Genomic DNA, 24,849 nt, shown 5'->3' with positions numbered 1-24,849 from the left:
ACCGGCCGGCGCGGTGCCGTTCCACGGATGAGCCCTTCGGCGCCCGGAACCGCCGGGCGCGGGCCCTCACCGCAAGAGGTGGGTCATCCGCGGGTCGAACAGGGGCTCCTCGGCGACGGTCGCGGGCACCTTCTCGCCGAAGTACTCCACCTGGACCGCCGTGCCCGGTGCCGTCACGGGCAGCCACGCGTACGCCACGCACCTGCCGACCGTGTAGCCGTAGGCGGCGCTGGTGACGTGACCGGCGGGCACACCGTCGACCAGCACCGGCTCGTTCCCGAGGACCACCGCCGAGCGGGAGTCCAGGGTCAGGCAGGTGAGTTTGCGGGGGAGCGCCGCCGGATCGCCCAGCGCGGCGCGGCCGACGAACTCGCCCTTGCCCGGCCGGACCGCGAAGCCCAGCCCCGCCTCGTAGGGGGTGTGCTCGCTCGTCATGTCACGGCCCCAGGCGCGGTAGCCCTTCTCCAGGCGCAGCGACTCGAACGCGCCGCGCCCCGCCGCGACCACGTCGAGCCGCTGCCCCGCCTCCCAGAGCGTGTCCCACAGCCGCAGCCCGAGGTCGGCGCTCGTGTACAGCTCCCAGCCCAGCTCGCCGACGTAGCTCAGCCGCAGGGCCGTGACCGGGACGTTTCCGAGGACCGTCTCCCTCGCCCGGAAGTAGCCGAACGCGCTGTGCGAGAAGTCGTCGCGGGTCAGGGACTGGACCAGGTCGCGGGCGAGCGGGCCCCACACGCCGACGCAGCAGGTGCCGGAGGTGATGTCCCGGACGGTGACGGTGTCCGGCGCGTGCGCGAGCAGCCGGTCCAGGTCGGCGGGGGAGTTGGCGCCCACCTGGAAGCGGTCGGGAGCCAGCCGCGCCACGGTCAGATCGGAGAGGATCCCGCCCGCGTCGTCCAGCATGAGCGTGTACGTCACCGAACCGGGCTTCTTCTCCAGTTGGTTGGTCGTCATCCGCTGGAGGAACGCGAGCGCGCCGCGTCCGGTCACCTCCAGGCGCCGCAGCGGCGTCATGTCGTAGAGCGCCACCCGCTCCCGGGTCGCCTTGGCCTCCGCCGCCGCCACTGGCGACCAGTACCGCGCGGACCAGGCGTCGCGTACGGGGAGGTGCAGCCCGTCCACCAGGGGAGCGTTCGCCTCGTACCAGTGCGGCCGCTCCCAGCCGCCGCCCTCCAGGAAGTACGCGCCCAGTGCGCACTGGCGTCCGTGGAAGGGGCTCGTCCGCAGCGGGCGCGGGCTCTGCGGCGGCTGGAGCGGATGGACGACGTCGTACACCTCGACGAAGCTCCGCGCCGAGCGCTCCTCGACGTACCGGTCCGTGAGCTGGACGTCCTCGAAGCGCCGGATGTCGCAGGCGTGCACGTCGAGCGAGGGGCGGCCGTGCGTCATCCACTCGGCGACCGCCCTGGCCGCTCCCGCAGCGTGCGTCACCCACACCGCCTCGGCCAGCCAGAACCCGCGCAGCTCGCGGGACTCGCCCAGCAGCGGCATCCCGTCCGGCGTGAAGGAGAAGACGCCGTTGAAGCCGTCCGCGACCGCGCTGTCCGCGAGTTCGGGCAGCAGCGCCGCCGCGTCCTGCCAGCTCGGGGCGAAGTCCTCGGGGGTGAAGGCGAGCGAGGAGGGCATGACCGGCGCGTCGTCGTACGCCGGGACCGCCCACGGGTCCACCGGCAGCGGCCGGTGGGCGTACGAGCCGATCCCCAGCCGCACCCCTTCCGCGTCCGTGTGCGTACGGAAGTACAGGTCGCGGTCCTGGTGGCGCAGGATGGGCAGGGCGGCGGCCGCCCGTTCGGCGAGCCCGGGCAGCGGGGCGGTCCGCGCGTACTGGTGGGCGAGCGGCAGCAGCGGCACCGCCACGCCGGCCAGGCGTCCGATCACCGGGCCCCAGAAGCCGGCCGCCGAGACCACCAGATCGGCCGGGAAGCGGCCCCGGTCGGTGAGGACCGCGGTGACCCGGCCGTCCTCCCGCTCGACGGCGGTGACCGTGTGGCGCGCCAGGAACCGGGCGCCTCGGGCCCGGGCGCGGGCCTGGAGCGCCCGACAGGCGAGCACCGCGTCGGCGAGCCCGTCGTCGGGGGTGTGGAAGCCGCCCAGGACCTTCTCCCCGGCGAGCAGCGGCCACAGCGCCCCGCACTGGTGCGCGGTGAGCAGAGCGCCCCGCACTCCCCACGAGGTGGCGAGTCCCGCCTTGCGGTGCAGATCGGCCCAGCGCTCCGGTGTGGTGGCGACCTCCAGGCCGCCCACCGCCCGGAAGCAGGGCTCGCCCGCCACGCTGAGCCCGCGGAGGGTGTCGGCCGTGTACGTGCCGAAGGCCGTCATCGTCCGCGAGACATGCGTCCGGAAGACCAGACCGGGCGCGTGGGAGGTGGAACCGCCCGGCGCGGGCAGCGGCCCCTGCTCCACGACGGTGACGTGCGACCAGCCCCGCGCGGTGAGCTCGTCGGCGAGCGAACAGCCCACGATCCCGGCGCCGATGATCACTACGCGCGCGTGGGCGGGGTCGGGGGCGGGGGTGGTGCGGACCTCGTGGGACACGGCCTCACCCTCCTGTTGCGCAGAGCACTACCGGTTGCGCGATGTGAGACATCCTGAGGACGGCCCAGGAGAGCGTCAAGAGGGACGGACCGGCCGTGGCCCAGGGGCCCGTGACGGGTTAATCCGCCTGGCCAGAAACACATATGACGTGGGGTCAGGGCCGGTGTTACCCGGGATGACCCATGCGACGCGAGAGGTCCCGGGCGGCCTCCAGGACGTGCTCGGCCATCTCCGGGAGCACCCTCTTCGGCAGCCGGTACACCGGGCCCGAGACGCCGATCGCGCCGATCACCGAGCCGTCGTGGCCGCGCACCGCCGCCCCCAGGGCGTTCAGCCCGTCCTCCAGCTCCTCGGCCGTCCGCGCGTACCCCCGCTCCACCACCTCGGCCAGTTCGGCGCGCAGGACGGCCGGATCCGTGACCGTGTGCGCGGTGAAGCGCGCCAGCCCCTGGCCGAGCAGGGCTTCGCGGCGCTCCTCGGGAAGGTGGGCGAGCAGCGCCTTGCCGCTCGCCGTCGCGTGCAGTGGGGTGCGCCGGCCCAGCCAGTCGAAGGCCGTGACGGCCGCCGCGCCCCTCGCCTGCGTGATGTTGACGGCCGCGTCACCGTCGAGCACGGCGACGTTGGCGGTCTCGCCCGTGGCCTCCGCGAGCGCGCGGCAGACCGGCACGGCCTCCTGCGAGATGTCCAGCCGCACGGCCGCCGCCCCGGCCAGCCGCAGCACCCCGGTCCCCAGGAAGTACTTCCCCCGCTCCTTCTCCTGGCCGACCAGGCCGCGCTTCTCCAGCGCGTCCAGCAGCCGGAACGCGGTGGACTTGTGCACCCCCAACTCATCGGCGACTGCGGTGACTCCGGCCTCGCCGAGCCGGGCCAGCGCCTCCAGCACGCTGACCGCGCGGTCGACCGACCGCAGCGACCCGGCGCCGCCCCGCCGTCTGCCCGCGGCCGCGTCCGGCTCCCGCACCTCACCCACCCGCACTCCTCGGGGCCGCTATGCCCGGGAGAGGCTGCCCGCCTTGTGCTGCCGTATGCGGCCGGTCCCCGACGGCTCGGCCGACCTGGCCGCCAGGCGCACCCGCCTGCGCTCCCTGCGCCGCTCGCGCGCGGTGCTGCTCGGCACCGACACCACGCCGTTGCGCTGATTCCACACCTGGCGGGTGACCCACACGTCGAGGACCGCCCAGGTCGCCACGACCGTGCTCGCCACACTGCTGAGGACCATCGGGAAGGCGAGCCAGGAGCCCGCCATCGTGCACAGGAACGCGATCACCGCCTGGATCAGGGTGCAGGCGACGATCAGCACCGACCGCACGGCCGCGTCCCTGATCGGGTCGGGCAGCCGTGGCCGCACCGCGGGCTCCTCCACCCACAGCGGCGGCAGTTCACCCCCTCGCGCACCCCGAGCCGCCTCACCGTCCGCACACATGCCTTCAGTGCCCATGCATACTCCCTCCCCACCATCGGCGCATCAATGCCTGCCGATTCGCACGGGTCCGTACATCCCCGTCTCAACCCCCGTACAGAAGGACGAACGGAACCGCCGCAAGATTCCCGGGATGTGCGGGGAAGGCAGAATTCCAGCCAACCGGCCCGGTAGGGGAACCAGCGGGCCGGGGGACGTACTCGGCCACAGCCGGTAGGTGATCTCCCGTAATACCAGGACAACCCATGGTCAACTCCCTTGAGCACGGCCGAAAATCGTCCGGACGTGCCTTCGAGTCGGCTGTGTGGCAGTAGTAGGCTCACGCCGTTTGTTGACGGTTGATCTGGGGGAGGCCATGCGCTTTCGCGGGAAGTCCATCCGCAGGAAGATCGTGGCGTTGCTGCTGGTGCCGCTCGTCTCCCTCACCGCCCTGTGGGGATTCACGACCTACATCACCGGCCGCGAGGCCAACGAGCTGCTGAACGTCACGTACATCGTGGACAAGGTCGGCTCCCCGATGGAGGACACCGTCCAGGTCATCCAGGAGGAACGCCGCCAGACGCTCGTCTACCTGGCCGACCAGCGGGCCGCCGACGCGCTCGCCGCGCTCCAGGGCCGGCGCCGGGACACCGACCGCGCCGTGGCGAAGATTCGTTCCGCCGCCCGTGACTCCCAGGTCCGCGACGATCTGCGTCCGGCGGCCAGGGCCCGGCTGAAGACCGTCCTCGAGGCGTTCGACGGCATCGGCGGCCTGCGCCGCCAGGTCGACCGGCGCAGCGTCAACCGCACCCGGGCGCTGGAGGCCTACAGCGGGGTCATCGAACCCTGCTACACCTTCCTCACCAACCTCCACGCGCTCGAGAACGTGGACATGGACAAGCAGGGCCGCGCGGTCGTCGGCCTCGCCCGCGCCCGCGAGATGCTGGCCCGCGAGGACGCCCTGGTCGCCTCCGCGCTGGTCGCCCCGCCCCAGTTCACCTGGAACGAACTGCGCGAGGTGGTCAACCTGGTGGCCAACCGCACGCTCCTGTACGAGATCAGCCTGGAGAACCTGCCCGGCGGCGAGCGCGAGATCTTCGAGCGCTTCTGGGCCGCCGCCGGTTCCGAGTCGCTGCGCGCCGCCGAGCAGAGCATCATCACCGCAGGCCCCACCAAGAACCCGCGCGTCGACCTGGCCCGCTGGCAGCAGACGGCCACCCCGCTCCTCGGCCGTCTCTCGCAGGCCGTCTCGGACGCCGACGACCGCTACCGCGACCGTGTCCACCCGGTCGCCTTCAACGTCCTCATCAAGGCCGGTGTCGCGGGCGTCCTCGGTTTCCTCGCGCTCGTCTTCTCGCTCTTCCTCTCGGTCCGCATCGGCCGCGAACTGATCCGCGACCTCACCCGTCTGCGCAAGGAGGCGCACGAGGTGTCCGGCGTGCGCCTGCCGAGCGTCATGCGCCGCCTCGCCGCCGGTGAACACGTCGACGTCGAGACCGAGGCGCCGCGCCTGGACTTCGAGAAGGACGAGGTCGGCCAGGTCGGCCAGGCCCTCAACACCCTCCAGCGGGCCGCCGTCGAGGCGGCCGTCAAACAGGCCGACATGCGGCGCGGAGTGGCCGAGGTCTTCGTCAACCTGGCCCGCCGCAACCAGGTCCTGCTCCACCGCCAGCTCACGCTCCTGGACACCATGGAGCGCCGCACCGAGGACACCGACGAGCTCGCCGACCTCTTCCGCCTCGACCACCTCACCACCCGTATGCGCCGCCACGCCGAGGGCCTGGTGATCCTCTCCGGCGCCGCGCCCTCCCGGCAGTGGCGCAAGCCCGTCCAGCTGATGGACGTGGTCCGGGCGGCCGTGGGCGAGGTCGAGGACTACGAGCGCATCGAGGTCCGCAGGCTGCCCCGGCTCGGCGTGGGCGGCCCGGCCGTCGCCGACCTCACCCACCTGGTGGCCGAACTCCTGGAGAACGCCACGGTGTTCTCGCCCCCGCACACCGCCGTCCAGGTGCACGGCGAGCGGGTGGCCAACGGCTTCACGCTGGAGATCCACGACCGGGGCCTGGGCATGACGCCCGAAGCGCTCCTCGACGCCAACCTGCGCCTCGCGGAGACCCCCGAGTTCGAGCTCTCCGACACCGACCGGCTCGGCCTGTTCGTGGTCAGCCGGCTCGCCCAGCGGCAGAACGTCCGCGTCTCGCTCCAGCCCTCCCCGTACGGCGGCACCACCGCCGTCGTCTTCATCCCGGCCGCCCTGCTCACCGACGCGCCGGACACCAACGGCACCGGCTTCCGCCTCGACCGCAAGGCCGCGGCCCAGGGCGACGCGGCCGGACGCCGTGAGCGGGACGCCGGCCCCCGCGTACTCTCCCCGCTCCCGCTGGGCGCCCCCGACCGCGCCCTGCTCGACGGCCCGGTGGAACTGGAGGCTCCGGTGGACCCGTTGGAGCTGGACGCCCCGAACGGCGTGGGCGAGCGCGACGCCGTACGCGGAGGCTTCCTCGGCGCGGCCCGCGCGTTCCCGGGCGAGCGCCGTCAGCACCAGCAGACGGCCGACGAGGGCGTGCCCGCCCACGCCTCCGGCCCCGTGCCGCTGCCCCGGCGCCGTCCGCCCGCGCCGACGCTGGTCAGCGACCACGGCCGCCGGGTCGACGACCAGCCGGGCCGCGACCACCCCTCCTCGGCGGCGGAGCCGTTCCGGGGCGCCGGTCCTGGCCTGGAGCGGCGGCGGGCCGACGCGCTGCGCGCCGGCGGGCTCGTCCCCGCCCCCGCGCCCGAGCCGCTGCGGCGGCCCGTCCCCGCCCCCGGCCGCGAGAGCGCCGACGGCACCGCCGCGCAGGGCGCCCTGCCCCGCCGGGTCCGCCAGGCCAGCCTCGCCCCGCAGCTCAAGGAGACCTCCGCCCGGCCCGCGGACCGCACCGGGCCGCACGGCCCGGGCGCTCAGCCGCAGCCCGAGCGCGACGCCGAGGAAGTGCGCGACCGTATGGCGTCGATGCAGCGCGGCTGGCAGCGCGGGCGTCGGCACAACGCGATGACCAGCGCAGAGACCACAGCCGACGGGCCCGACCAGGCCCTCGGCGACGTACGACGCAACACATCGGAGGGGGACGGTCGATGACCGCACCGAAGTCCGCAGCACACGACGTCATCGGGAAGGGCGCCGGGGAACTCAACTGGTTGCTGGACGAGCTGGTCGACCGGGTCGGCTCCATCCGCAAGGCGCTCGTCCTGTCCAGTGACGGCCTGCCCACCGGCACGTCGGGGGACCTGACGCGGGAGGACGGCGAACACCTGGCCGCCGTCGCCTCCGGCTTCCACAGCCTCGCCAAGGGCGTCGGCCGCCACTTCGACGTGGGCGGCGTCCGCCAGACCGTCGTGGAACTCGACGACGCCTTCCTGTTCGTGACGGCCGCGGGGGACGGCAGCTGTCTGGCCGTCCTGGCCGACGCCGAGGCCGACGTCGGCCAGGTGGCGTACGAGATGACCCTGATGGTCAAGCGGGTCGGGGCCCACCTCACCACGGCACCACGGACCGGCCTGCCCACCGCAGGGTGAGCGCGACGGTATGAGTGACGCAGACCAGCGGGCGCCGGCCGGCGGCCCGCAGCAGCCGGACCGGGTGCCGCAGCAGTCGCCGCCCCGGCAGCACCACTGGTTCGACGACGACGCGGGACCGGTGGTGCGGCCGTACGCGATGACCCGCGGCCGTACCAGCAGCGTCGGCCAGCACCGGCTCGACCTGATCGCGGTGGTGGTGCCCGAACCGGCCGCCGACGACCCGGGGCGGGACCACTCGCTCTCGCCCGAACACGTCGAGATCGTCGAACGCTGCGTCGGCACCCCGCAGTCCATCGCCGAACTCGCCGCCGGACTCGACCTCCCCGTCGGCGTGGTCCGCGTCCTGGTGGGCGATCTCGTCCAGGATCAGCTGGTGCACGTCTCCCGACCCGTTCCGCCGGCCGAGCTGCCGGACGAGTCCCTTCTCCGCGAGGTGATCAATGGCCTTCGGGCGCTCTAGCCGCAGGAAGCGGCCCGTCGAACCGGTGACCCTGAAGATCCTGGTGGCGGGCGGCTTCGGCGTCGGCAAGACCACGCTGGTGGGCGCGGTCAGCGAGATCCGGCCGCTGCGCACCGAGGAGCGGCTCAGCGAGGCCGGGCGGCCCGTCGACGACGTGGCGGGGGTGGAGACCAAGAGCACCACCACCGTCGCGATGGACTTCGGGCGCATCACGCTCCGCGAGGACCTGGTGCTCTACCTCTTCGGCACGCCCGGCCAGGACCGCTTCTGGTTCCTCTGGGACGAGCTGGCGCAGGGAGCCCTGGGCGCGGTGGTCCTCGCGGACACCCGCCGCCTGGAGGACTCCTTCGCGGCGATCGACTACTTCGAGCGCCGCGGGCTGCCCTTCACGGTGGCCGTCAACTGCTTCGACGAGGCCGCCCGCTACCCCGCCGACGCGGTGCGCTCCGCACTCGACCTCGACCCCGAGGTGCCACTGATGATGACGGACGCGCGCGACCGCGAGGCCGTCAAGGACGTCCTGGTCGCGGTCGTGGAGCACGCGATGGTCCTCTCCGAGCGCCGCCGCCGTACGGTCTCGATCTGACGCGCGCGCGTCCCGTACGCGTGGACACGGCCCGTACCCCCGCCGACCGGGGTACGGGCCGTGCGCTGTGGGGGAGCGGCCGCGGCCCCGGAGCCCGGGCGGCTAGGGCGCGTCCTCCTCGTGCCAGCCCAGGCTCCGCTCCACCGCCTTGCGCCACCTGCCGTACTCGCGCTCGCGTGCCCCGGCCTCCATGGCGGGCCGCCACTCCACGTCCTGGCGCCAGTGCGCCTTGAGTTCGTCGAGGCCCGCCCACACCCCGGTGGCGAGCCCGGCGGCGTAGGCCGCGCCCAGACAGGTCGTCTCGGAGACCTTCGGCCGGATCACCGGCACCCCGAGGACGTCCGCCTGGTGCTGCATCAGGAGCCGGTTGACGGTCATGCCGCCGTCGACCTTGAGCGCGGTGATCCGCACTCCGGAGTCCTGGTACATCGCGTCCACCACCTCGCGCGTCTGCCAGCTGGTGGCCTCCAGGACCGCGCGGGCCAGATGCGCCTTGGTGACGTACCGGGTCAGCCCGGTGACGACACCGCGCGCGTCCGAGCGCCAGTAGGGCGCGAACAGGCCGGAGAAGGCGGGGACGATGTAGGCGCCGCCGTTGTCCTCGACGCTCGCGGCGAGGGTCTCGATCTCCGCGGCGGTGCGGATGAGGCCGAGCTGGTCGCGGAACCACTGGACCAGGGCCCCGGTGATGGCGATCGAGCCCTCCAGGCAGTAGACCGGCGCCTGCTCACCGATCTTGTAGCCGACGGTGGTGATCAGGCCGTTCTTGGACGGCACAGGACGGCTGCCGGTGTTGAGCAGCAGGAAACTCCCGGTCCCGTAGGTGTTCTTGGCCGTGCCGGTGTCGTAGCAGGCCTGTCCGAAGACCGCCGCCTGCTGGTCGCCGAGCGCGGCGGCCACCGGCACACCGGCCAGCCGCCCGACCGCCGTCCCGTACACCTCCGCCGAGGACCGGATCTCCGGAAGGATCGCCTCCGGTACGTTCATCGCGGCCAGGATCGCGGGGTCCCATCGGAGGGTCTCCAGGTTCATCAGCATGGTCCGCGAGGCGTTGGTGACGTCGGTGACGTGCACCCCGCCGTCCGTGCCCCCGGTCAGGTTCCAGATCAGCCAGGAGTCGATGGTCCCGAACGCGATCTCGCCGCGCTCGGCACGGGCGCGCAGACCGGGTACGTCGTCGAGCAGCCAAGCCGCCTTGGGGCCGGAGAAGTAGCTCGCCAGCGGCAGCCCCGTGGCGTCCCGGAAGCGGTCCTGACCGTCCTCGGCGCCGAGCCGGGCGCAGAGCGCGGAGGTGCGGGTGTCCTGCCAGACGACGGCGTTGTGCACCGGCTTGCCGGTCGCCCGGTCCCAGAGCACGGTCGTCTCGCGCTGGTTGGTGATGCCCAGCGCGCTCAGCTCGTCGGCGCGCATCCCGGCCTTGGCCAGCGCTCCCGCGACCACCGCCTGCACCTTGGACCAGATCTCGGTGGCGTCGTGCTCGACCCAGCCGGGCCTGGGGAAGATCTGGCGGTGCTCGCGCTGGTCCACGGCGACGACGGCGCCGCTCCGGTCGAAGATGATGCAGCGGCTGGAGGTGGTGCCCTGGTCAATGGCTGCGACGAACTTCTCCGTCATGGCTACCCCTAGGTCTGGAGGCTGCGCGGGCCGGGATCGCGGGCCGGTCCGACCGGGGTACGGCCCCGGCCCCGGGTGCAGGGTGGGCGCTGTGCGTGGCTGCGGGGCCGGGGGATGAGGCCCGTCGGCCTCCGCCCGGCGTGCGTGACGAGCGTGCCCGTCCGGCGGAATCGCCCGTGGGGGAGCGGCCCGGCGGTCGCGTGCGGGGCACGCGGCCGGGGGCCGGGGAACGGCGACGCCGGGAGACAACGGGAAGTGTTCACCGGCCGTGACGGACCGTCAAGGTTGCCGGCAGCACCGGCCGCCGGGGGTACGTGGCGGCCCGTGCCCGGAGTTCAGCGCACCGCGATCACCGACGAGCCGTGCCCGAACAGGCCCTGGTTCGCGGTCATCCCCACCCGCGCCCCGGCGATCTGCCGCTCTCCCGCCGTACCGCGCAACTGCCAGGTCAGCTCGCAGACCTGGGCGATCGCCTGGGCGGGCACCGCCTCGCCGAACGATGCGAGACCCCCGCTCGCGTTGACCGGAACGCGACCCCCGAGCGCGGTCACGCCCTCCCGTACGAGCTTCGCGCCCTCACCCGTGCCGCACAGCCCCAGATCCTCGTACCACTCCAGCTCCAGCGCGGTCGACAGGTCGTACACCTCCGCCAGCGACAGGTCCTCGGGCCCGATCCCCGCTTCCTCGTAGGCGGCCCGGGCGATGGAGGCGCGGAAGGAGTACGGCGAGGGCTCGCTCCCGAGCGCCGAGTCGGTGGCGATGTCCGGCAGGTCCAGGACGGTGTTGGGGTAGGTGGGCGTGACCGTGGAGACGGCCCGGATCCGGACCGGGTCCGCCACGCCGCGCCCGCGCGCGTAGTCCATCCCGCACAGCACCAGGGCGGCCGCCCCGTCCGAGGTCGCGCAGATGTCGAGCAGCCGCAGCGGATCGGCGACCACGGCCGAGCCGGCGACCTCCTCGGCGGTGACCGCCTTGCGGTAGCGCGCGTACGGGTTGAGCGCCCCGGCCGCCGCGTTCTTCACCTTCACGCGCGCGAAGTCGTCGACCGTGTCGCCGTACAGGGCCATGCGGCGGCGGGCGTAGAGTCCGAAGTAGGCCGGGTTGGTGGCGCCCAGCACCCGGAAGCGCAGCCAGTCAGGATCGTCGGGCCGGTCGCCGCCCGCGGGCGCGAAGAACCCCTTGGGCGCGGCGTCGGCGCCCACCACGAGGACGACCTCGGCCAGCCCGGAGAGGATCTGCGCCCGGGCGGTGTGGATCGCCTGCGCCCCGGAGGCGCAGGCCGCGTAGACGCTCGTCACGCGCGCGCCCTGCCAGCCCAGCGCCCGCGCGAAGGTCGCCCCGGCCACATATCCGGGGTATCCGCCCCGTACGGTGCCGGCGCCCACCAGCGACCCCACGGCGGACCAGTCGAGGCCGGCGTCGGCGAGCGCGGCCCGGGCGGCGACCGTCCCGTACTCGACGAAGCGGCGCCCCCACTTGCCCCAGGGGTGCATACCGGCCCCGAGGACCGCGATGTCGTGGGCGCCGCTCATGCGCCCGCCTCCACGGGCCGCCAGTGCCAGGTGGTCCAGACGGTGTGGGCGTCCTCGTGCAGCACGCCCGGGACCACCTCGACCTCCCTGCCGACGGCGAGGTCGGCGGTGGTCACCCCCGGCGCGGCCTGCCCCAGGACGACCATCCGCTCGGCCGCGAGCTCCACGGCGACCAGCGTGTACGGCTGCCACACGGCCTCGGGGTCGAAGAGGTAGGGCGCGGGCGGGCGGTAGCGGCCGTCGGTGTACGACCAGACGCGCCCGCGCCGGGACAGCGGCACCTCGGTCAACCGGGCGCCGCCGCAGGCGGGGTTGCGGCAGAAGGCGTCCTCGCGGGGGAAGAACACACGGGCGCAGTCGGAGCACCGGGTGCCGAGCAGCCGGAATTCCTCGTCCGGCGCCTGTGTGAACCAGCCCGCCACCACGGGCGTGCGCGTGCGCGTCAAAACCCCTCCACGGTTCGCGGGTCCGTTTCTGACGGGACGTCAGAAGTGTGCCACGGCAGGCCGCGCTCCGGCAGGGGGCGTCGCTCAGCGGTGCCCGGCCACCGAGCGCCACGCCACGGGGAAGTCGAAGTACGTGTCCGGGAACGGCTCCGGCTTGAACGTGTAGTGCCACCACTCCTCGGGGATGCCCACGAACCCGGCGGTCTGGAGGGTGCCCTTCAGGAGTTGGCGGTTGGCGCGCTGGACGCCCTGGATACGGGGGTCGTCGGTGTGGGACAGGGTGTCGAAGCAGTCGAACCCGGTGCCCATGTCCACGGAGTTGTCGGGGAACCGCTGGACCTTCGGCGCGAAGCACGGCACGAGCGGCTGCCCCGGGTGGTAGGGCCGCGTCGGACGCGCGGGCAGCCGGACGAGGGTGAGGTCCACCGAACTTCCCCGGCTGTGCCCGGACTTGGCCGCGATGTAGTTGTCCTCGAACAGCCTCGACTTGTCGACAAGCGGATAGAACTCGGTCTTCATTCTCTGATCGTCGAGATCCTTCGCCCAGTTCACGAAGGTGTCGACGGCCCGCTGCGGCCGGAAGCAGTCGTACACCTTCAGCGAGTAGCCCTGGCGCAGGAGCTTCAGCTGCGCTTGGTGGAGCGCCTGGGCCGCGTGCCGGGTCAGGATGCACACCGGCTGGCGGTAGCCGTCGATCGGCCGCCCCACGAAGTTGTGCGGCGTGATGTAGCGCATCTCCTGGATGATCGTCGGGTCCACGGTGGCCAGCGCCACGAACTCGGCGGGCGCCTTCGGCTCGGGCGTCGCCCGCGCGGTGGACGAGGTGGCGGTCACGGCGAGCAGGGCGGCGGCAGCGGCGACCAGGCCGCGCACGGTTGATCGAATCGTCATGGGCACACCCTTCAGCACACAACGCGGCTGCGGATAGGCGGAGTTGGGGCAATGTCACACATTGGCCGAAGACCGTCGGTTACAGTCCGCGCGTGACCGGGACCCCGAAGACCTCGAAGCAGCCCGTGAAGGACTCGCACTGCGCCGCGTGCGGATCGCCCTACCCCTCGGCCTCGGCCGGCTGGCCGCGCCCCTGCGCGGACTGCGGGACCATCACCTACCGCAACCCGCTGCCCGTCGCCGTCGCCCTCCTCCCGGTGACGGACGCGCGCGGTACGGGGCTGGTCGTCATCACCCGCGCCGTCGAACCCCACGTCGGCCGCTTCGCGCTGCCCGGCGGTTTCGTCGACGACGGCGAACTGTGGCAGGAGGCGGTCGTCCGCGAGCTGTACGAGGAGACCGGGATCGAGGCCTCCGCCGCCGAAGTCCGGCTCGCCGACGCGCTCAGCTCCCCGCACCACGTGCTCCTGTTCGGCCTGCTCCCCACCCGCCCGGCGGCCCTGCTCCCGCCGCCCGCGCCGACGGACGAGACCGCCGGCTGGCAGGTGCTGCACCGCCCGCGCGAGCTGGCGTTCCCGCTGCACACCCAGGTGGTACGGGAGTGGTTCGCGAGGCGCTGACCCGGTCCGGCTCACCCCTCCCCACCCCGCACCCGCACCGCGTATCCCAGCTCCCGGGTCGCCCCCTCGCGCGTGGTCCGCTCCACCACCACCCGGCCGCCCGCCGTCCGCGTGGTGAAGCGCTCCACCACGGCCGCCTCCCACCCGTCGCCCGCGTCCCGCACGACCAGGCCGCCCCCGGTGCGCCCGGCCGCCGGGGCCCACACCTCCAGCTCCACCTCTCCGTCCGTGCCGCGCACGGGAATGACGGAACCGGCTCTGGCCAGCACCGGGATACGGGCCAGGGGCGCGTCCAGGAGCACCTGGCAGGGGCCCTCGTGGGGCTCCTCGGTCGCCGTGTCGTACCAGCGCCCGCGCGGCAGCCGCACCGCCCGCCGGTCCGTGCCCTGCTCGAAGACGGGTGCCACCAGCAGCGCGTCCCCGAGCAGGAAGGCGTCCTCGCAGTCCCGCAGCGCCCGGTCGCCCGGGGCGCCCCACCACAGGGGCCGTGCGTAGGGCGCCCCGGTCAGCCGGGCGAGCTGGGCCAGGGTCATGAAGTACGGGCGCAGCCGCTCCCGTTCGAGGAGCGCCGCGCGCGCGTGGCCGAGCACCTGCGGACCGAACTCCCACGGCTCGCGGCGCCCGGCCCACAGCGCCGAGTGGGTACGGAAGAACGGCAGTAGGGCCGCCAGCTGGAGCCAGCGCAGATACAGCTCGGGCGAGGGGCTGCCGTCGAAGCCGCCGACGTCGGGACCCGAGTATGGCACACCGCAGAGCCCGAGACCGAGCACCAGGGCGAGCGAGGCGCGCAGCCCCGGCCAGCCGGTGCTGACGTCGCCCGACCAGGTGCCTCCGTAGCGCTGCATCCCGGCCCAGCCGGAGCGGCTGAACAGGAACGGCCGCTCGTCGGGGCGCAGCCGGCGCAGCCCCTCGTACCCGGCACGGGCCATGGCCAGGCCGTACACGTTGTGGGCCTCGCGGTGGTCGCCGCCCCGGCCGTCCAGCGCGTGCCGCGCCGAGCGGGGCAGCGTCGGATCGCCGAAGGGCGCGAACGACGTCGGCTCGTTCATGTCGTGCCACACCCCGGCGAAGCCCTGGTCGAGCCGCTCCTGGTAGAGGCCGCCCCACCACTCGCGCGCGCGGGGGTCGGTGAAGTCGGGATAGACGCACTCACCCGGCCAGACCACGCCCCGCACCTCGCCGCCGCGCGCGTCCCGCACGAACGCGTCGGCGGCGAGGCCGCTCTCGTACACCGCGTTGCCGCGCCGCGCCTTCACCGCCGGATCGACGATCGACACCAGCCGCACCCCGTCCTCGGCCAGGTCCCGGGCCAGGCCCGGCAGATCCGGGAACCGCTCGCGGTCGACCGTGAACACCTGGTGGGCGTCGTAGTGGTCGATGTCCAGATGGAGCGCGGACAGGGGCAGTCGGTGCTCCCGGTACCCGGCGACGACCCGCCGCACCTCCGCCTCGCTGCCGAAGCCCCAGCGCGCGTGCTGCGGGCCCAGCGCCCAGGAGGGCGGCAGCGCGGGCGCGCCCGTCAGCGCCGTCCACCCGCGCAGGACGCGCGCGGGGGTGCCCGCCACCACCCAGCAGCGCAGCGGGCCGCCCTCCATGCGCAGCTCGCTGTACCCGGCCCGGTCATGGCCGGAACCCGCGCCCTCCTCGCCCTCGCGCAGCAGGACCCGGCCGTCCCAGGTGTTGTCGTAGAACGCCAGGTGGGTCCCGGCGTCCGCCACCACCAGCTGCACCGGCATCGTGATGTACAGCGGGTCGTCGCCCGGGGCGAAGCCGCCGCGCGGGTCGGTGTTCCACAGCCGGTACGTCCCGTCGCGCAGCCGGGGGCCGTGCGCGCGTCCGCCGAGCCCGAACACGCGCGCGTCGGCGGCCACTTCGGAGCGCTGCACCCACCGCCCCGGGCCGCCGTCGGCCGGCTCCCACCAGCGCGGCGGCAGCTCACGGCGCAGCAGCAGCCCGCCGGGGGTGCGCACCTCCACGGCCCCGTGCCGTGACACGGCCACCATCACCCGCTCGGAGACCACCCGCCAGCCGCCGTCCGTGTCGGGCTCCAGGACGGCGCGCGCGTCCGGCTCGGGCGCGGGGCCCGCGAGCGCGTAGGACGGCTCGGGTCCTGCCCCGTCCCAGCCCCAGAACACCGCGCCGCCCACCGCCACCCGCACCTCCAGGTCGGAGCGGGCGAACCGCACCACTCCGCCGCCCGGCCGGGGCTCCGCGCCCTGGACCCGACCGGGCACCCGGGCGCGCTCGGGGCCGCGCGCGGGCAGCCCCCACCCGTCCGCGCGGCGCCGGCGCAGCGCGGAGCGCACCGCCCGCAACCCCCGCACCGAGCCGAACGCCTTCACCGAGCGCACCAGGTCATCGCCGTCCATGCGGCTCACCCTGCCATCCGGATCATGAGCCGTGTGCTCCGTTCAACTTCCGTTCACCCGTGGTGGCACCACATCGACAGGTGCCTGACTATGGGCGGCACACCCTGGTGCGCAAGACGATCACATGGCATCGTCCCTGTGAGCCCGCCGCATGCGCACACCCCTACGCGTGTGCGCGCGGCACACGCACACCACGCGTACCAGCCCGGGAGCCGACCCATGACCTCACCAGCGAACGCCGCGCCGCAGCCCGCGCCCCTGTGGCAGCCGGGACCCGACCGCATCGCCGGGGCGCGGATCACCGCGTTCCAGACCTGGGCCGCCGAGCGGTACGGCGCACCCGCCGAGGGCGGCTACGAGGCGCTGCACCGCTGGTCCGTCACCGCACTCGACACCTTCTGGAAGGCCGTCGCCGACTGGTTCGACGTGCGCTTCTCCACCCCGTACGAGACGGTGCTCGCCGACCGGTCGATGCCGGGCGCCCAGTGGTTCCCGGGTGCCACGCTCAACTACGCCGAGCACGCGCTGCGCGCCGCCGAGGACCCGGCCCGCGCCGGGGACGCCGCGCTGCTGCACGTCGACGAGACGCACGAGCCGGTCGCCACCAGCTGGGCCGAGCTGCGCCGGCAGGTCGGCTCGCTCGCCGCCGAGCTGCGCGCCCTCGGCGTACGTCCCGGGGACCGCGTCAGCGGCTATCTGCCGAACATCCCGCAGGCCGTCACCGCGCTCCTGGCCACCGCCGCCGTCGGCGCCGTGTGGACCTCCTGCGCCCCCGACTTCGGCGCGCGCAGCGTCCTCGACCGGTTCCAGCAGGTGGAACCCGTCGTCCTGTTCACCGTCGACGGCTACCGCTACGGCGGCAAGGAGCACGACCGGACCGAGGTCGTCGCGGAGCTCCGCCGCGAACTGCCCACCCTGCGCGCCGTCGTCCACATCCCGCTGCTCGGCACCCCTGCCCCCCAAGGAACTCTGGATTGGTCATCGCTCACTGAGAGTGACAACGAGCCGGTCTTCGAGGAAGTTCCCTTCGACCATCCGCTCTGGGTGCTCTACTCCTCCGGCACCACCGGACTGCCCAAGGCCATCGTGCAGTCCCAGGGCGGCATCCTCCTCGAACACTTCAAGCAGCTCGGCCTCCACTGCGACCTGGGCCCGGAGGACCGGTTCTTCTGGTACACCTCCACCGGTTGGATGATGTGGAACTTCCTCGTCTCCGGCTTGCTGACCGGCACCACGGTCGTCCTGTACGACGGCAGCCCCGGCTACCCGGAGACCGGCGCCCAGTGGGGCGTGGCCGAGCGGACCGGCGCCACCCTCTTCGGCACGTCCGCCGCCTATGTGATGGCCTGCCGCAAGGCGGGTGTGACGCCCTCGCGCGACCACGACCTCTCGCGGGTGAAGTGCGTCGCCACCACCGGCTCACCGCTGCCGCCCGACGGCTTCCGCTGGCTCCACGACGAGGTCCGCGAGGACCTGTGGATCGCCTCGGTCAGCGGCGGCACCGACGTGTGCTCCTGCTTCGCGGGGGCCGTCCCGACGCTCCCCGTGCACATCGGCGAGCTCCAGGCCCCCTGTCTGGGCACCGACCTCCAGGCCTGGGACCCGCAGGGCAAGCCGGTCGTGGGCGAGGTGGGGGAGCTGGTCGTGGTCAACCCGATGCCCTCCATGCCGATCCGCTTCTGGAACGACCCCGACGGCAGCCGCTACCGCGACAGCTACTTCGAGATGTTCCCCGGCGTCTGGCGCCACGGCGACTGGATCACCCTCACCGACCACGGCTCGGTCGTCATCCACGGCCGCTCCGACTCCACCCTGAACCGCCAGGGCGTCCGGATGGGATCGGCCGACATCTACGAAGTCGTCGAACGCCTCCCGGAGATCCGCGAATCCCTGGTCATCGGCCTGGAGGAGCCGGACGGCGGCTACTGGATGCCGCTCTTCGTCCACCTCGCGGAGGGCGCCGTCCTGGACGACGCCCTCCGTACGAAGGTCAAGCAGGCCATCCGCGAGCAGCTCTCGCCGCGCCATGTGCCGGACGAGATCATCGAAGCGCCCGGCGTGCCGCACACACTGACGGGCAAGCGCATCGAGGTGCCGGTCAAGCGCCTGCTCCAGGGCACCCCGCTGGAGAAGGCGGTCAACCCGGGCTCGGTCGACAACCTGGAGTTGCTGCGCTTCTACGAGGCGGTGGCCCGCAAGCGCGCCTGAAGGGGCGCCGGCTTCCGTCCGTCATCCTCCGTACGTGGCTTCGGACTCGCCCAGCACCTCGGCGAAGTCCGAAGCCAGCCGGACCGCCTCCGCCGGTTCCAGGCCCGCCGAGGTGATCCGTACGCCCGGCCCCGAGGCGATCCGGAACCGCGCCCCCGCGGCCACCCACCACCCGCGCGAGCGCAGCCCGTTCACCACCGCGGACTCGTCCCGCACCGGTACCCACAGGTTCATCCCGCTCGCCCCGTGCGACGGGATCCCGCGCCGCTCCAGCTCGTCCGTCAGGGCGCGCCGCCGCTCCGCGTACGCGTCACGCGCGCGATGGACGAGTTCCCCCGCCATCCGGTCGGTGAGCAGCCCGAGCACCGTGCCCTGGAGCAGATGGCTGACCCAGCCGGAGGTCAGCAGCAGCCGGCCGTCGTGCCGCGCCAGCGTCACCGGGTCGCAGGCGGCGGCCGCCCACCGCAGGTCCGTGCCCAGGTACTTCGTCACCGTCCGCACATGCGCCCAGCGCGCCAGACGCCCGCCTTCGGTCAAGGTGTGCAGAGGCGCCCCGGCGATCTCCGCCGCGTGGTCGTTCTCGATCACCAGCACCTCGGGCGCCCCGCGCAGCACCTCCACCAGATCGTCCCGGCGCCGCCGCGAGAAGCAGCCGCCGTACGGGTTCTGCGCGCGCGGGCTGCACACCACGGCCCGTGCCCCGGCCCGCAGAGCCTCCCGCAGCGGTTCGGGCCGCATCCCCTCGTCGTCCACGGCGACCGGGACCGTACGCAGCCCCATCACCTGCACCAGGTCGAGCAGATGGTGGTAGCCGGGGTCCTCCATGGCCACCGCGTCGCCGGGCCGCAGCTCGGTGGTGAGCAGACGGGCGACGCAGTCCAGGGCCCCATGGGCGAAGGTCACCGACTCGGCCGGCACGCCGTCGGCGCCCAGCCACTCCTGGACGCGCTCTTCGAGCAGCGGCAGCCGGGGCGTCGAGCGGTGGGACCGCGCGCCCGCCGTCATCCGCACCGGTGCGGGCAGTTCGGGCAGGAAGGCGGGGTCGGGGTGGCCGCCCGCGAGGTCCCGCAGCCCCTCGGGCACCTTCGGCGGGCGACGCGAGGCGACCGAGGGCGCGGCCGCGACCACGGTCCCGCCCCGCCCGTGCGTGACCACGACACCGCGTCCGCGCAGGTCCTTGTACGCCGTCGCCACCGTGCCGGGACTGACGCCCAGGTCCTCCGCGAGCCGGCGGACCGGAGGGAGCGTGTCTCCGGGCGCCAGCGCGCCCTCGGCGACGGCCCGTTCGACGGAAGCGGCAATCCCCTTGGCCGAGGTGCCGCCGATCGCATATTGTTCTGCCACGTACTGGACTATGTACCAATACATAATTCACGTCAAGGGGGAGCAGTGACACTGCGCAGCCGACGAGCCGCACTGTGGGAACGAGTCCCGGGAGGCCGCGACGGCCGACTGATGCTCTGGGTCGCCTTCGTCGACCGCACCGGAAGCGGCCTGTGGGCCGCCGTCTCCGTCCTGTACTTCACCTACGTGGCGGGGCTCTCGGTCGCCCAGGTCGGCACCCTGGTCGCCCTCGCCGGCGCCGTGGGCATCGCCGGCGCGCCCCTCGGAGGCCGCCTCGCCGACCGGCTGCCCCTCACCCGCGTGCTCATCGTCGTCCAGATCCTGCGCGCGCTCTCCTCGGCCGCACTGCTCACCACCGACAGCTACGCGCTCCTGCTGGTCTACTCGGCCGTCGGCAGCTTCGGCGACCGCTCCGCCAACGTGCTGACCAAGCTGTACGCGGCCCGCGTCGCCGGTCCCGACCGCGTCCGCTACCAGGCCGTCAGCCGCACCCTGGCCAACGCGGGATGGGCCGTCGGAGGCCTCGCCGCGGCAGCCGCCCTCGCGCTCGCCACCACGGCCGCCTACCAGTGGCTCCTCGCCGGGGACGCCCTCTCCTTCGTCGGCGCCGCCGTGGTCACCGCCCGCTGCGCCGAACCACCCTCGCCGTCGCGCACGGTCACCACCTCCAAGGAACCCGCCCCCGCCGCGCGACCGGGCAACCCCTGGAAGGACCGCGCCTACCTCGCCTACGTGGCGACCGAGGCCGTCCTCTTCATGGACGACGCCGTCTTCAAGGTCGGCATCCCCCTCTGGGCCGTCTCCGCCACGGACGCGCCCCACGGCCTCGTACCGCTGCTCATGGTGCTCAACAACGTGATGGTGGTGGGCCTCCAGGTCTCCCTGGCGCGCTTCGGCGCCACCACCCGAGCGGCACACCGCCTGCTGCTCCCGCTCGCCGCGGTCTTCGCCGCCGCGGGCGTCGCCATGGCCGCCTCGGCGGTCCACGGCGCCGTCGTGGCGAGCATCTGCCTGACCGTCTCGGCCGCCGCGTTCACCCTCGCCGAGATGATCCACGCCACCGTCTCATGGGAGCTCTCCCTCGCGCTGGCCCCCGGACAGGCCCAGGGCGCCTACCTCGGCGTGCACGGACTCGCCCAGTCCGCACAGCGCAGCGCGGGACCGCTCGCCGTCACCGCAGCCATCGCGACCGGCCCCGTCGGCTGGACCGTCTTCGGCGCCGCCATCGCCCTGACCTGCTGTGTTCAGCACCGACTCGTCCGGGACCGGTTGCCGCGACCGGCGTTGTCAGTGCCCCCGGTTACGGTGAGTGAGCACTGATCGACAGCGCTCAGGGGGAAACATGGCGCACATCCGCAACTCCAGGAAATCCACCGGCTCCACGACCGGCACCCGCTCACCCCGCGGCACCCGGCCCGGCCACAAGGCCCGGGCCATGCGGCGCACCCTGCGCAGGGAGATGCCCAGCACGGTGGGCCTGCTGGCCGACGCGTACGACTTCGAGGCGATGACGCGGTACCGGACCTTCGCCTTCGACGACCACACGGCCTACCTCCACCAGGTCGAGGCCCTGCTCCGCTCCTTCGCGGCCCAGGGCCTGCACACCACGGTCGCCCTCTTCGACCCCGAGGAGTTCACCGAGTTCTGCACGGCCACCGGCATCGACCCCGACACCCCCGACAGCCGCAGCCGCTTCACGGCCGAGATCGCGGCAGCGGGCACCCGCGTCCCCTACCAGGGCCAACCCATCGACACCCTGGTGCCCGAGCTCATCAACAGGGCGGTCCGCCAGGCGACCTGGGACTACGCGACCCTGCTCCTGGCCGACCTGGGGGAGTGCGCCCAATGCGGCCAGGACATCGGCCGCTCCGCCTTCGAACGCGCCTCGACGATCCTCACGCGCCTCATCGAAGCGGCAGGACCCGGCCTGCACCACATGGTGTGCAGCGTCCAGGCAGAGCGGGAACAGCTCATCGCCGTGCTCCACGCCGAAGGCCGCGACGTCGAGCCGGCCGCGCTCGACGAGACGGATGTCGCCGAGTTCGTCACCGTCCTCGCCGCGGGGATCGCCCAGCACAGTCCGGGAGGCCTGGTGCTGCGGACGACGGCGGCGGACGCACCCGACCGCGTCCACGGCTGGCGCCTGCACGAGGGCGCCCTGCACCCCCTCACCGCCGGAGAGGTCTTCAGCGCGTACTGCACGGACGCCGACACCGGAGACCCGGTGGCACCCGAACCAGGTGTGGACTACCGGGCGGGCTTCCCGTTCGACCAGCCCACCACCGACCACTGAGGACCGCCGACCACTGAGGTCCACCGACCACTGAGGACCACTGACCACAAAGGAAGGGGGACGGGAGACCGGGGAGGAATACGGAAGGGGGCTTCCCGTCGCTCACCGACGGGAAGCCCCCTCCACCTACACACATCCGGCCACCGTGCGCCGAGGCAGCCGGACCCGGGTCACTCCCCGGACAGCACCGCCCGCGCGGCCACCCGGGCCTCCTCGGCCGAGTCCGCGGCACGCGCCGCGGCGGCCGCGCGCTCGCACTGGGCGAGCGTGTACTTCGCCAGCGTCGCGCGCACATACGGAATGGACGCCGCACCCATCGACAGGCTGGTCACACCCAGACCGGTGAGCACACACGCGAGCAGCGGATCAGAGGCCGCCTCACCACACACACCACAGCTCTTGCCCTCGGCGCGGGCCGCCTCGGCGGACAGCGCGACCAGGTCGAGCAGCGCCGGCTGCCACGGGTCCTGGAGCCGGGACACCGCACCGACCTGCCGGTCGGCCGCGAACGTGTACTGGGCCAGGTCGTTGGTGCCCAGCGACAGGAACTCGACCTCCTGGAGGATCGAGCGCGCGCGGAGCGCGGCGGAGGGGATCTCCACCATCGCCCCGAACTTCGCCCGCAGCCCGGCCTCCCGGCACGCGTCCGCGAACGCCTTGGCGTCCGTACGGTCCGCGACCATCGGCGCCATGACCTCCAGGTACACCGGAAGCCCCTCGGCGGCCCTGGCCAGCGCCGTCAGCTGCGTCCGCAGCACGTCGGGGTGGTCCAGGAGCGAGCGCAGACCCCGCACGCCGAGCGCCGGGTTCGGCTCGTCGGCGGGCGTCAGGAAGTCGAGCGGCTTGTCGGCGCCCGCGTCCAGCACACGCACGACCACCCGGCCCTCGGGGAACGCCTCCAGGACCTTGCGGTACGCCTCGACCTGCTTCTCCTCCGACGGCGCCTTCGCGGAGTCGTCGAGGAAGAGGAACTCGGTACGGAACAGACCGACGCCCTCGGCGCCCGCCTCCACGGCCGCCGGAACGTCGGCGGGACCGCCGACATTGGCGAGCAGCGGCACCTTGTACCCGTCCGAGGTGGCCCCCGGACCGGAGGACGCGGCCAGCGCGGCCCGGCGCTCGGCGGCGGCGCGCTCCAGCTCTGCGCGCTTGTCCTCGCTCGGGTCGACGAAGATCTCACCGGTGCTGCCGTCGACCGCGATCAGCGTGCCCTCCGCCAGCTCACCGGCGCCCGGCAGCGCCACGATCGCGGGGACACCCAGCGCCCGCGCCAGAATCGCGCTGTGGCTGGTCGGCCCGCCCTCCTCGGTCACGAAGCCGAGCACGAGCGCCGGGTCGAGCAGCGCGGTGTCGGCGGGAGCGAGGTCACGCGCGATCAGTACGTACGGCTCGTCGCTGTCCGGGACGCCCGGCATCGGGACGCCCAGCAGGCGCGCCACGATGCGGTTGCGCACGTCGTCGAGGTCGGCCACCCGACCGGCCATGTACTCACCCGCGCCCGCGAGGAGCTCGCGGTAGTGCGAGAACGCGTCGTACACGGCACGCTCGGCGGTGCTGCCGACGGCGATGCGACGGTCGACGTCGGCGATCAGCTCGGGGTCCTGGGCGATCAGGGCCTGGGCCTCCAGCACGGCCTGCGCCTCACCGCCCGCCAGGTTGCCGCGCGCGTTCAGGTCGGCCGCCACGGCCTCCACGGCCTTGCGGGCACGCCCCTGCTCGCGCTCCGCCTCCTCCGCGGGGATCTGCTTGGCCGGCGGCTCCAGGACCGCGGTACCCATGTGCCGGACCTGGCCGATCGCCACACCGTGGCTCACGCCGACGCCTCGCAGCGTTGTCTCCATTTCACCGTCTCCGATTGGTGCGGCGGTCTCCGCCACCGCGGTGGATGTCCGACCCGCCGTCTCCACGACGGCGGCGTCACGACTACGGGCCGAACTACTTCCAGCTGAACAGGGCGTCGCCGGCCTTCACTTCACCGCTTTCGACCAGCGCGGCGAGGGACTCGGCCGTGGCCTCCAGCGCCACGACGGGGCACACCGGGGACTTTCCGGCCTCTTCCACGGCGGCCGGGTTCCAGCGCACGACGGCCTGGCCGCGCTCCACGGTGTCGCCCTTGTTGACCAGCAGCTCGAAGCCCTCGCCATTGAGCTGGACGGTGTCGATACCGAGGTGCGTCAGCACACCGTGGCCCTGGTCGTCCACGACGACGAAGGCGTGCGGGTGCAGGGAGACGATGACACCGTCGACGGGGGAAACCGCCTCCGAGGGCTCTCGTACGGGGTCGATGGCGGTACCAGGGCCCACCATTGCGCCGGAGAACACCGGATCGGGCACTGCCGCGAGTCCGATGGCACGCCCGGCGAGCGGGGACGTCACGGTGGTCATGGATGGCCTCCCAGGGGGTGGGGCTTCTTCGCGTCACCGCCACTACCTGCTGGGTGACGGCATACTTTTCAGAAGGGTAAGTCATAAGAAGTCCGGGTTCGCCTGGTATGACTCCAGGTCGGGCTTCCCCGACGGAGACTACTGGACTAGACCGGTGCGGTAGTGGACTAGACCATAGACCCACGGGGAGCCCGGGGGTCGATTTGCCCCGACCGCGCCAGGGCCTGTACTGTCCTAAGTCCCGCCCGACCGCACCGTGTGAACTTCACGTGTATGGGTCGGGACGGGCAGGCTCCTTCACTTGCTGATCTTGATCCGCACCTCGCTCTGCCACGTCGGTACATCCGTGCGTCGCAAAACGGAGTGGCCGGAGAGACGGAAAAGCACTGATAGAGTCGGAGCCGCCGGAAAGGGAAAGCGCGAAAGCGAATACCTGGAAAGCACCGAGGAAATCGGATCGGAAAACGATCTGATAGAGTCGGAAACGAAGGAAGCGCCCGGAGGGCCCGGAAACGGGAACGAAGGAAGCGCCCGGAGGGCCCGGAAACGGGAACGAAGGAAGCGTCCGTACCTTGAGAACTCAACAGCGTGCCAAAAGTCAACGCCAGATTG

The 24,849-nt window shown here is 73.2% G+C and carries 19 protein-coding genes; 8 read left to right on the top strand and 11 right to left on the bottom strand.

The window, feature by feature from the left end; translation table 11 throughout:
• Positions 1–66 precede the first annotated feature (66 nt).
• From ABZ404_RS36285 to ABZ404_RS36275, 3 genes are all read right to left on the bottom strand, one after another.
• Positions 67–2,532, bottom strand: a complete 2,466-nt coding sequence (locus tag ABZ404_RS36285) for an FAD-dependent oxidoreductase (protein WP_358833932.1) — start codon at positions 2,530–2,532, stop codon at positions 67–69.
• 166 nt (positions 2,533–2,698) lie between these two features.
• Positions 2,699–3,502, bottom strand: a complete 804-nt coding sequence (locus ABZ404_RS36280; protein WP_358833931.1) for an IclR family transcriptional regulator — start codon at positions 3,500–3,502, stop codon at positions 2,699–2,701.
• Between the two features lie 18 nt (positions 3,503–3,520).
• A complete protein-coding gene (locus ABZ404_RS36275; RefSeq protein ID WP_358833939.1) occupies positions 3,521–3,955 on the bottom strand; it encodes a hypothetical protein in 435 nt (144 codons plus the stop codon).
• Positions 3,956–4,307: 352 nt separating this feature from the next.
• Here ABZ404_RS36275 and ABZ404_RS36270 point away from each other — a divergent pair, with 352 nt between their 5' ends.
• The 4 genes from ABZ404_RS36270 to ABZ404_RS36255 are packed head-to-tail and all read left to right on the top strand — an operon-like array spanning position 4,308 to position 8,535.
• Positions 4,308–7,049: a nitrate- and nitrite sensing domain-containing protein gene (locus ABZ404_RS36270; protein WP_358833938.1), complete on the top strand. Its 2,742-nt coding sequence runs from the start codon at positions 4,308–4,310 to the stop codon at positions 7,047–7,049.
• Positions 7,046–7,486: a roadblock/LC7 domain-containing protein gene (locus ABZ404_RS36265; protein WP_358833930.1), complete on the top strand. Its 441-nt coding sequence runs from the start codon at positions 7,046–7,048 to the stop codon at positions 7,484–7,486. Before ABZ404_RS36270 ends, ABZ404_RS36265 begins: the two co-directional genes overlap by 4 nt.
• A gap of 10 nt (positions 7,487–7,496) precedes the next feature.
• Complete coding sequence (locus tag ABZ404_RS36260; RefSeq protein ID WP_358833929.1) at positions 7,497–7,949, top strand: DUF742 domain-containing protein; 453 nt, start codon at positions 7,497–7,499, stop codon at positions 7,947–7,949.
• Complete coding sequence (locus ABZ404_RS36255; protein WP_358833928.1) at positions 7,930–8,535, top strand: ATP/GTP-binding protein; 606 nt, start codon at positions 7,930–7,932, stop codon at positions 8,533–8,535. The genes ABZ404_RS36260 and ABZ404_RS36255 overlap by 20 nt, the downstream gene beginning before the upstream one ends.
• Before the next feature lie 102 nt (positions 8,536–8,637).
• On the opposite strand, the gene glpK is transcribed toward ABZ404_RS36255, so the two are convergent.
• The 4 genes from glpK to ABZ404_RS36235 all read right to left on the bottom strand — a co-directional run bounded on the left by glpK (position 8,638) and on the right by ABZ404_RS36235 (position 13,018).
• Positions 8,638–10,149, bottom strand: coding sequence for a glycerol kinase GlpK (glpK, locus tag ABZ404_RS36250; RefSeq protein ID WP_358833927.1), 1,512 nt, complete (start codon positions 10,147–10,149; stop codon positions 8,638–8,640).
• 335 nt (positions 10,150–10,484) lie between these two features.
• Positions 10,485–11,681: a lipid-transfer protein gene (locus ABZ404_RS36245; protein WP_358833926.1), complete on the bottom strand. Its 1,197-nt coding sequence runs from the start codon at positions 11,679–11,681 to the stop codon at positions 10,485–10,487.
• Positions 11,678–12,127 (bottom strand): zinc ribbon domain-containing protein, encoded by a 450-nt coding sequence (locus ABZ404_RS36240; protein ID WP_358833925.1) that lies wholly within the window; start codon positions 12,125–12,127, stop codon positions 11,678–11,680. Before ABZ404_RS36240 ends, ABZ404_RS36245 begins: the two co-directional genes overlap by 4 nt.
• Before the next feature lie 84 nt (positions 12,128–12,211).
• Positions 12,212–13,018: a M15 family metallopeptidase gene (locus ABZ404_RS36235; protein ID WP_358833924.1), complete on the bottom strand. Its 807-nt coding sequence runs from the start codon at positions 13,016–13,018 to the stop codon at positions 12,212–12,214.
• 92 nt (positions 13,019–13,110) lie between these two features.
• On the opposite strand from ABZ404_RS36235, the gene ABZ404_RS36230 reads away from it, so the two are divergent.
• Complete coding sequence (locus ABZ404_RS36230) at positions 13,111–13,638, top strand: NUDIX domain-containing protein (protein WP_358833923.1); 528 nt, start codon at positions 13,111–13,113, stop codon at positions 13,636–13,638.
• Between the two features lie 11 nt (positions 13,639–13,649).
• Here ABZ404_RS36230 and ABZ404_RS36225 read toward each other — a convergent pair whose 3' ends face one another.
• A complete protein-coding gene (locus tag ABZ404_RS36225) occupies positions 13,650–16,007 on the bottom strand; it encodes a TIM-barrel domain-containing protein (protein ID WP_358991332.1) in 2,358 nt (785 codons plus the stop codon).
• Positions 16,008–16,226: 219 nt separating this feature from the next.
• On the opposite strand from ABZ404_RS36225, the gene ABZ404_RS36220 reads away from it, so the two are divergent.
• Positions 16,227–18,215, top strand: coding sequence for an acetoacetate--CoA ligase (locus ABZ404_RS36220; protein ID WP_358837044.1), 1,989 nt, complete (start codon positions 16,227–16,229; stop codon positions 18,213–18,215).
• A gap of 21 nt (positions 18,216–18,236) precedes the next feature.
• Here ABZ404_RS36220 and ABZ404_RS36215 read toward each other — a convergent pair whose 3' ends face one another.
• On the bottom strand, positions 18,237–19,559 hold the full coding sequence (locus tag ABZ404_RS36215; protein ID WP_358837045.1) for an aminotransferase class I/II-fold pyridoxal phosphate-dependent enzyme: 1,323 nt from the start codon (positions 19,557–19,559) through the stop codon (positions 18,237–18,239).
• A 45-nt stretch (positions 19,560–19,604) separates the two neighbouring features.
• Here ABZ404_RS36215 and ABZ404_RS36210 point away from each other — a divergent pair, with 45 nt between their 5' ends.
• Both ABZ404_RS36210 and ABZ404_RS36205 read left to right on the top strand, forming a co-directional pair.
• A complete protein-coding gene (locus ABZ404_RS36210) occupies positions 19,605–20,879 on the top strand; it encodes an MFS transporter (RefSeq protein WP_358837046.1) in 1,275 nt (424 codons plus the stop codon).
• Between the two features lie 115 nt (positions 20,880–20,994).
• A complete protein-coding gene (locus ABZ404_RS36205) occupies positions 20,995–21,852 on the top strand; it encodes a hypothetical protein (RefSeq protein WP_358837047.1) in 858 nt (285 codons plus the stop codon).
• 170 nt (positions 21,853–22,022) lie between these two features.
• On the opposite strand, the gene ptsP is transcribed toward ABZ404_RS36205, so the two are convergent.
• Complete coding sequence (ptsP, locus tag ABZ404_RS36200; protein WP_358837699.1) at positions 22,023–23,693, bottom strand: phosphoenolpyruvate--protein phosphotransferase; 1,671 nt, start codon at positions 23,691–23,693, stop codon at positions 22,023–22,025.
• A gap of 94 nt (positions 23,694–23,787) precedes the next feature.
• A complete protein-coding gene (locus ABZ404_RS36195; RefSeq protein WP_358837698.1) occupies positions 23,788–24,237 on the bottom strand; it encodes a PTS glucose transporter subunit IIA in 450 nt (149 codons plus the stop codon).
• Between the last annotated feature and the right edge of the window lie 612 nt (positions 24,238–24,849).

Source organism: Streptomyces sp. NPDC005878, assembly GCF_040629815.1.
In the GTDB taxonomy this organism is placed as follows: Bacteria; Actinomycetota; Actinomycetes; order Streptomycetales; family Streptomycetaceae; genus Streptomyces.
This window is presented reverse-complemented; position numbering and strand designations above follow the sequence as displayed.

Coding starts and splice junctions, on each gene's coding strand:
- ABZ404_RS36195 (WP_358837698.1), bottom strand. CDS start 24,237: ATGACCACCGTGACGTCCCCGCTCGCCGGGCGTGCCATCGGACTCGCG.
- ABZ404_RS36265 (WP_358833930.1), top strand. CDS start 7,046: ATGACCGCACCGAAGTCCGCAGCACACGACGTCATCGGGAAGGGCGCC.
- ABZ404_RS36225 (WP_358991332.1), bottom strand. CDS start 16,007: ATGGACGGCGATGACCTGGTGCGCTCGGTGAAGGCGTTCGGCTCGGTG.
- ABZ404_RS36255 (WP_358833928.1), top strand. CDS start 7,930: ATGGCCTTCGGGCGCTCTAGCCGCAGGAAGCGGCCCGTCGAACCGGTG.
- ptsP (WP_358837699.1), bottom strand. CDS start 23,693: ATGGAGACAACGCTGCGAGGCGTCGGCGTGAGCCACGGTGTGGCGATC.
- ABZ404_RS36235 (WP_358833924.1), bottom strand. CDS start 13,018: ATGACGATTCGATCAACCGTGCGCGGCCTGGTCGCCGCTGCCGCCGCC.
- glpK (WP_358833927.1), bottom strand. CDS start 10,149: ATGACGGAGAAGTTCGTCGCAGCCATTGACCAGGGCACCACCTCCAGC.
- ABZ404_RS36245 (WP_358833926.1), bottom strand. CDS start 11,681: ATGAGCGGCGCCCACGACATCGCGGTCCTCGGGGCCGGTATGCACCCC.
- ABZ404_RS36220 (WP_358837044.1), top strand. CDS start 16,227: ATGACCTCACCAGCGAACGCCGCGCCGCAGCCCGCGCCCCTGTGGCAG.
- ABZ404_RS36270 (WP_358833938.1), top strand. CDS start 4,308: ATGCGCTTTCGCGGGAAGTCCATCCGCAGGAAGATCGTGGCGTTGCTG.
- ABZ404_RS36205 (WP_358837047.1), top strand. CDS start 20,995: ATGCGGCGCACCCTGCGCAGGGAGATGCCCAGCACGGTGGGCCTGCTG.
- ABZ404_RS36260 (WP_358833929.1), top strand. CDS start 7,497: ATGAGTGACGCAGACCAGCGGGCGCCGGCCGGCGGCCCGCAGCAGCCG.
- ABZ404_RS36275 (WP_358833939.1), bottom strand. CDS start 3,955: ATGTGTGCGGACGGTGAGGCGGCTCGGGGTGCGCGAGGGGGTGAACTG.